Origin of the sequence: Thiomicrospira sp. (genome assembly GCF_036568485.1) — a bacterium.
Lineage (GTDB): Bacteria > Pseudomonadota > Gammaproteobacteria > Thiomicrospirales > Thiomicrospiraceae > Thiomicrospira.
The window spans coordinates 21,923-29,242 of sequence record NZ_DATCSL010000080.1 but is presented as its reverse complement, the minus strand read 5'-3'; the positions used below and the strand labels follow the sequence as shown (position 1 = coordinate 29,242).

Genomic DNA, 7,320 nt, shown 5'->3' with positions numbered 1-7,320 from the left:
GCAAAATTAGAACCATTCAGCCGACATACCAACTCGTAAGTTTGGATATTTGTCATTTTCCATGCTATTAAAGGCGGAATCGAACAATAGGTTTTGACCAAACAGAATCTCAGATTTTATTTTTCGGTAACCCAATAACGTCTGTGCGGGTTGATTTGATCGTTTGGCGGTTAATGGATCAATGTTTGGAATGGAGCAACGCGCACAAGGTTTAACGATTTTGAAACGCTGGTCGCCTATTTTGATTCCTTGTGCTTGGTCTTCGGCGTAAGCATCTGCTCCCGCAATCACTAAGTTTGGGCGAAAACGTGACATGCTTACTGGCGCGTCCAAACGTTGGTTTAAATCATCTAGCGAGGCTTGGGTGATTAATAACAACGGAAATCCATCAGCAAACGCCACCCCTTCGCCGCGCTTGGCGTATTTCAAATCGACTTGGCGAAAATGCGTGTCTGGAAACCAGACTAAACGCACCGGCTTTTCTAAAAAAGCACTTAGTTTGTCAGACGCTTCCGAATCCGCCAACCAGGCCTGGCAGTGGTCGTTCCAAACCTGTACTTTGATGATCTGTTGTCCGTTTGGAAACGCTACTTCAAACGCAGGTTGATCCGGTAATTGAAGCACCAGGCCTGGTGCTTTGCTTGTATCAGGCCTTGCTAAAGCTTGTGGTTCAAGTACGCTGATTAAACACATTTTTGGACAGGTTCGTTGGGTGACCATTTGCCCACTTGGATCAACCAGCATCCAGCGTCGATCATTCTGCAAACCAAACGGGTCTAAGTGCACTTCGTTGAGGCTTAAACCCTTGGCGGATTTGAGTGGATAACGCCAAATTTCACTTAAAAACAAATCAGCCTCCAAAGCAGGCCTGGCGTAAAGCTTGCATGTGAGCCAAGCCTTTTTCGCGTGCCAAGTCGATATTAGTTTGCGGAATGCTATCCGGGTCGGGATGATGCGCTAAAGCTTTTTCTAAACTGGCTTCTCGAATCAAATGAAGCATCGGATAAGGTGAACGGTTGGTGTAGTTGGCCGGATCGGATTCCGCTTCGCCTTCAAAACAATAGTCTGGATGGAAGCTAGCTAATTGGTATACGCCCTCATACCCTTGTTGCAACATTAAATCCTCCGCTAAGGCCACCAGGTCTAAATAATCTAAAAAACCCTCAAAGCCAACCGGTAGAATTAATAGGCTGGTTTCTATGTCCGGCTGTTGGTCAAGTCGCTGGCATTCCAACTTAACTTGAGTCAATACCGCTTCTATCGCAGAATCCATCTGCACGCCGTAATAGACTCGGCCTGCATCCACTTCACGTTTGGCAAACGGACAAAAGTTTAAGCCCACCACGACTTTTTCTACCCAACAGCGCGTGGCTTGGATAATTTGCTGTTCGGTTAGGGTTTCGCTCATATTAGGCTCCGTGGAAATGATCGTAAATTCGTTGGGCGATTTTGGCGCTCACACTGGGCACTTTTGCCAACTCAGATACGGCGGCATTTTTGACCTGATCCAACCCGCCAAAATGAGTTAATAAGGCTTTTCTGGTTTTGGGTCCGACACCTTCAATCGATTCTAAGCTGGATTTGGTTTGGGCTTTTTGACGGCGCGCGCGGTGGCCAGTAATCGCAAACCGATGGGCTTCGTCGCGGATGTGATTTATTAGGTGCAAAGCAATGTCGTCAGATTCGAGATCTATGCCTTCGTCTTGCTCTGGCGTATAAAGCACTTCTAAACCGGCTTTGCGCCCTTCGCCTTTCGCTACCGAAACCAATGGTACAGATTCTAATTCCAAGGTTTTTAACACATCAATCGCCTGACTTAATTGGCCTTTACCACCATCGACAATAATCAAATCCGGCAAGACTGCTGATTCGGCTTTTAAACGTTGGTAACGCCGCGTTAAAGCTTGATGCATGGCGGCGTAATCGTCACCGCCAGTAATGCCTTCGATATTAAATTTACGATATTGCTGAGTGACCGGTACGCCATCAATAAACACCACACAGCTGGCGACGGTTTGTTGTCCCATGGTATGACTAATATCAAAACACTCCATTCGCGCAGGCGGTTTAGCGAGCATCAGCGCTTCTTGCAAGGCGTTTAAACGATCTTGCTGAGTGGCTTTTTGGGTGAGATGTTGTTTAAGTGCGCTGTTGGCGTTGGTGAGCGCCAGTTGGATCAACCCTTTACTGGTGGATTGGCTGGCTTGTTTTATTTGCACGTTTTGCTGTTTTTTATCCGTTAGCCATTCCACCAACCAGGCCTGGTCGTCGGGTTTTTCGCTGGTTAATAAAGTTTTAGGAACCGGGTGGGTTTCATAATGTTGACTAATAAAAGCCGCCAACACCGCAGCAGTGGAAACCTGGCCTTTAGGGAAGTAGTTTTCGCTGCCCCATAAATGCCCGCCTCGATACATCATCAAGGTCACACAAAGCTGATCCGCGACTTCGGCCACCGCCAATACATCCAAGTCTTGCGAACCGGGTTGATTGATTAAGTGCTGGCTCTGAATCGCGCGCAAGGCCGAAATTTGATCACGTAGTTGCGCCGCGCGTTCAAATTCCAATTGTTCGGAAGCTGAATCCATTTGAGAACCCAGCTCCTCGATCACATCAAAACTTTTGCCTTCTAGAAACATTAAGGTATGACGCACATCTTCGGCGTAATCGGTCGCACTGATTTTGCCGACACAAGGCCCAGAACAGCGTTTAATTTGATATTGCAAACAAGGGCGAGATCGATGATTAAACACGCTGTCGGCACACTGGCGAACCGGAAATATTTTCTGCAAAGCTTGCAAGGTTTGATGCACCGCACCCGCATTGGGGAAAGGGCCAAAATAACGCCCTACTTTACGTTTGGCACCACGGTGAAAACTTAAAGCAGGATATTCTTTCCCTGTAGAAACAAACACATAGGGGTAAGACTTATCATCACGAAACAAAACGTTATAACGAGGTGTTAGGCGTTTAATTAATGTGTTTTCGAGGATTAAAGCTTCTGATTCGGTGTCGGTCACCGTCACTTCTATGCGCGCGACCTGTTCAACCATGGCCTGAGTTTTAATGGCTTGCTGGTTTTTAACGAAGTAACTGGATACACGGCGTTTTAGGTTTTTGGCTTTACCTACATAAATCACCACACCCTGTGCATTCAACATTTGATACACACCCGGGCGCTCGGTTAAGTTAGCCAGAAACGCCTTTAAATCAAACTCAAAATCCTGCGACATCCATTATCCAAAGCGGTTAGAATTATAAAATTACATTATAGGCTATCTTGCTTCATTTGAAGGCAACAAGATCAAACCGCACCCGTTAAATTAGGACGCATGCATGGAACCAAATAACCCTTGGACATCTAATCCACCTGTTTCTCAAGATCCAACAAATTCAAGTCAAAATAAAGCAATGCCGGACTCTAATTCTGCATTAGACCGTTTGGCGAATGCGGCTGATGCTTACGTTAAACAAGAACGTTGGTCACGCCGCTGGACCAATGTTCTAAAAATGATGGTAGTGATCTATATTTTCATTTCACTGCTTATGTTTAGCGGGATTTTTAGTGACAAAGAAGCTAGCCAAGAGAGTGCGGAACATATCGCCTTAGTGAAGATTAACGGTTCTATCATGCCTAATGCGCCGACCAGTGCAGAAGCGCTTAAACCTGTGTTGCGAGACGCGTTTGAAGCCAAAAATTCACGTGCGGTTGTGTTATCCATGAACTCACCGGGTGGCAGCCCAGTCCAGTCGGCTTTGATTAACGACGAAATCACCCGCCTAAAGCTACTTCACAACAAACCGGTTTATGTAGTGGCTGAAGATTTATGTGCGTCTGGCTGTTATTACATTGCTGCAGCCGCTGATGAAATTTATGCCAACAAGGGTTCGATCATTGGCTCAATTGGCGTGCGTTTTGATACCTTTGGTTTTACGGAACTTATGCAAAAGATCGGTGTAGAAAATCGTTCGATGACTGCTGGTGAACACAAAAGCTTTATCAATCCATTTGGTGAAGAAGATGAGTCGGCCAAAGCATTTTTTCAAAAGCGCATTTTAGAACGCACCCATCAGCAATTTATTGATGTGGTCAAGCAAGGTCGTGGTGATCGTTTACAGGAAAATGAAGACTTATTTAGCGGTTTAGTTTGGCTGGGTGATGAAGCGGTTGAACTGGGCTTGATTGATGGTTTGGGTGACATTGGTTTCGTCGCACGTGACTTGGTAGGGATTTCACGCTTGCGCACTTATGAGCAAGAAAAAACCTTTATGGAACATTTGATGGGTGATTTAGTGTCGGAAACCGCACTTAAATTGAGCCAAACACTGAGTCATCAGTGGAAGTAAATCCAACAGAATCAAAGCTGGGTTAATTTCCAGCCCAGCTTTGATTTAACTCTACCTTCTCGTTAATCAATCCGCTTGTGCAATCACAAACGCGACCGCATGGTTTTTCTCATCGCTAATCGACAAACGCCAAGATTGAATACCTAATTTTTGTGCCGTTTGTAACGCGACGCCAGTCAACTCCACCAAGGGTTGCCCTAACTCGGTATGCCCAATGCTAATGTCATGAAAACTCACACCTTGCGATATGCCGGTTCCTAAGGCTTTACTAATCGCCTCTTTGGCCGCCCAGCGTTTGGCTAAAAAACGCTCAGGATAAGCTTTCTCCGCCAATTCGACTAACTCCGACACACTCAACAAACGTTCTGCAAAACGCGAACCTTGGCGACGCCAAAGTCCGGCAATGCGTTCAACGTCAACAATATCTGTACCCACGCCAATGACCATGCTTAATCCTGCAAATAGGCTTGCTGGCGAGCTTCGACCATCAAACGTTTCATTTCACGCACCGCTTCCGGCAGCCCTGAATAAATGGCTTGCGCAACAATCGCATGACCAATGTTCAGTTCTTCGATCACTTTAATTGCAGCGATGGCTTGTACATTATGATAATGCAATCCGTGACCGGCATTTACCACTAGGCCTAAGCTATGGGCTAATTCAGCGGCTTTACGAATGCGTTGTAACTCCGCTTCAACTTCAGCTGGTTTGCTCAGTTCAGCGTAGGTTCCGGTATGCAATTCAATCACCGGTGCGCCTACCGCTTTGGCGGCACGAATCTGGGTTTCGTCTGGATCAATAAATAACGAAACACGACAACCGGCGGCTTTTAAACGCGCGCAGGCTTGGGTCATCCAATCCTGTTGTCCGGCGACATCCAGGCCGCCTTCGGTGGTGAGCTCTTCACGTTTTTCCGGCACCAAACACACATCTTCGGGTTGGGTTTTACAGGCAATCGTTAGCATTTCTTCGGTGACGGCCATTTCTAGGTTTACTTTGGTTTGATAACACTCCATTAAACGATAAACATCGGCATCTTGAATATGACGACGGTCTTCGCGCAAATGCAGTGTAATGCTATCCGCCCCCGCCATTTCCGCATCTAGCGCCGCTTTAATCGGGTCTGGATAACGTGTGCCACGTGCTTGACGAAGTGTGGCAACGTGATCAATGTTTAATCCTAGAAAAATTGGGTTCATCATGGCTTTACCTTAAGTAACGTGAATTAAGTACGAAAATAAATATTATTGGTTTAAAACGACTTAAACAATTGGCGAGTCGCCAAGGGTTTGGGGCCTAAATGCGGATGTAACACTCGACGCATTAATTGTTTCCAGCTGGGTAGACAATCTTTACAAAATTCTTTTTTCGCCAGCTTAATCAGACACTCCCCCGGAATACTCCACTCAGTCGAGTTGGCATAGTTGGGGTGCAAGGCGATGAAACCTAACTCAGGCCGGTAAGTATAGGAAGTCGAATCTAATATAGGCTGGCTTTGATGGTCTTGTATCAAATCCAGCTCGTAACCCAGCTCAGATAATAACGCCAACTCAAACTCACGTAAGCACCAGGCCTGGTGGTCTCGGTTGTCGGCTTGCTGCAGTAATTGTAAGGTCTGTTGGTAATGTAAAAATAACGCTTCCATCGGCGCACAGGTTTGCAGTAACCGATACAACAACTCATTTAGGTACAAGCCACATAAACTGGCTTCACCCTTTAAGCCGATGGATACACCATGCGGCTCAAATCCTTGTGGGTGAATCCATTCACTTACCTGGTTTTCAGCGCCCCGCCACTGTATTTGCAAAGCCTGGAAAGGTTGCAACCAGGCCTGCTTTTGCACTGCAGCTTTGCCACCAGATCGCACCCCACGCACCGTTGCGTTTAATTTACCAAACTCGGGTGTGAACAGGGTTAACATCACGCTGGTTTCACGATAAGGTCGACTGTGTAAAACAAACGCCGGTTGCTGATAAATCATGGATAAGCACCCGCGATTTCAGATTTAATCGTAAATAGAATCGGTATAACCCAAGCTGGCTAAAGCGCGATCATCATCTGACCAGTTTTCTTTTACTTTTACCCAAAGTTCAAGATGCACTCGGTTTTCGAGTAGCGCAATCATGTCTTTGCGCGCTTCGGTGCCCATTTGTTTAATCTTCTCGCCTTTGTCGCCAATAATAATGCGTTTTTGGCCTTCGCGTTCTACCAGAATACGCGCGTTGATTTCCCAACGGCCCGTTTCTGGGTCTTGCTCAAAGCGTTCGATTTCGACCGTTGCGCCATAAGGCACTTCGTCACCCAAACTACGCATCAGTTTTTCACGCACAATTTCTGAGATTAAAAACTTGGTGGAACGATCCGTAATATAGTCTTCTGGGAAAATCGCGTGCTGATTTGGTAAGGCATTTACGACTTCTTTTTGAATCAGATCTAAGCCGCTTTTTTTAAACGCCGATACCGGTATAACGGTATGGAAATCCACCTTACCGTTTAAACTTTGCAGATAAGGCAGTAAGTCGGTTTTATTTTTAAACTTGTCCACTTTATTAACCAATAACACAACCGGTGCTTCAACACCGCGTAATTGATCAGCGACCGCTTGGTCTTCTTTGGTCCAGCGACCCGCTTCGACCACAAATAAAATCACGTCCACCCCAGAAAACGCACTTTTAGCGGTGCGATTCATATAGCGGTTAATCGACTTTTGACCGCCTAGATGCATACCCGGCGTGTCGACATATACAATTTGGTGATCTGGTGCGGTATAAATACCGTGAATACGATGACGCGTGGTTTGAGGTTTATGTGAAGTAATGCTTAACTTTTGACCTAAAAGCTCATTCATTAAGGTTGATTTACCCACGTTAGGGCGACCGATGACCGCCGCAAAACCGGCTTTAAAATGTTCCGAGTTGATCGGAGTTTCGGGCGTTGTTGTATGTTGCTCTGTCATATCAGACTCGTTATTTAATG

8 protein-coding genes are annotated in these 7,320 nt (G+C 46.1%); 1 reads left to right on the top strand and 7 read right to left on the bottom strand.

Annotated features, from left to right (window positions below; genetic code table 11):
• Positions 1 to 6: 6 nt before the first annotated feature.
• From VIM91_RS08160 to uvrC, 3 genes are read right to left on the bottom strand one after another with little or no spacing between them, the layout of a single operon-like run.
• Complete coding sequence (locus VIM91_RS08160; protein WP_331864328.1) at positions 7 to 849, bottom strand: MOSC domain-containing protein; 843 nt, start codon at positions 847 to 849, stop codon at positions 7 to 9.
• Between the two features lies 1 nt (position 850).
• On the bottom strand, positions 851 to 1,408 hold the full coding sequence (locus VIM91_RS08155) for a DUF1415 domain-containing protein (protein ID WP_331864327.1): 558 nt from the start codon (positions 1,406 to 1,408) through the stop codon (positions 851 to 853).
• 1 nt (position 1,409) lies between these two features.
• The gene (gene uvrC / locus VIM91_RS08150; RefSeq protein ID WP_331864326.1) at positions 1,410 to 3,230 is read right to left on the bottom strand and encodes an excinuclease ABC subunit UvrC; all 1,821 of its coding nucleotides are present in this window, start codon (positions 3,228 to 3,230) and stop codon (positions 1,410 to 1,412) included.
• A gap of 103 nt (positions 3,231 to 3,333) precedes the next feature.
• On the opposite strand from uvrC, the gene VIM91_RS08145 reads away from it, so the two are divergent.
• Positions 3,334 to 4,344, top strand: coding sequence for a S49 family peptidase (locus VIM91_RS08145; RefSeq protein WP_331864325.1), 1,011 nt, complete (start codon positions 3,334 to 3,336; stop codon positions 4,342 to 4,344).
• Positions 4,345 to 4,410: 66 nt separating this feature from the next.
• Here VIM91_RS08145 and acpS read toward each other — a convergent pair whose 3' ends face one another.
• Genes acpS through era form a run of 4 tightly spaced genes read right to left on the bottom strand, consistent with a single transcriptional unit; the run spans position 4,411 to position 7,300 of the window.
• Complete coding sequence (gene acpS / locus VIM91_RS08140) at positions 4,411 to 4,791, bottom strand: holo-ACP synthase (protein WP_331864324.1); 381 nt, start codon at positions 4,789 to 4,791, stop codon at positions 4,411 to 4,413.
• Positions 4,792 to 4,793: 2 nt separating this feature from the next.
• Positions 4,794 to 5,543 carry a pyridoxine 5'-phosphate synthase gene (gene pdxJ, locus VIM91_RS08135; RefSeq protein WP_331864330.1) on the bottom strand — a complete coding sequence of 250 codons (750 nt, stop codon included), beginning with the start codon at positions 5,541 to 5,543 and terminating at the stop codon, positions 4,794 to 4,796.
• 53 nt (positions 5,544 to 5,596) lie between these two features.
• Complete coding sequence (gene recO, locus VIM91_RS08130) at positions 5,597 to 6,325, bottom strand: DNA repair protein RecO (protein ID WP_331864323.1); 729 nt, start codon at positions 6,323 to 6,325, stop codon at positions 5,597 to 5,599.
• Between the two features lie 24 nt (positions 6,326 to 6,349).
• On the bottom strand, positions 6,350 to 7,300 hold the full coding sequence (gene era / locus VIM91_RS08125) for a GTPase Era (RefSeq protein WP_331864329.1): 951 nt from the start codon (positions 7,298 to 7,300) through the stop codon (positions 6,350 to 6,352).
• Between the last annotated feature and the right edge of the window lie 20 nt (positions 7,301 to 7,320).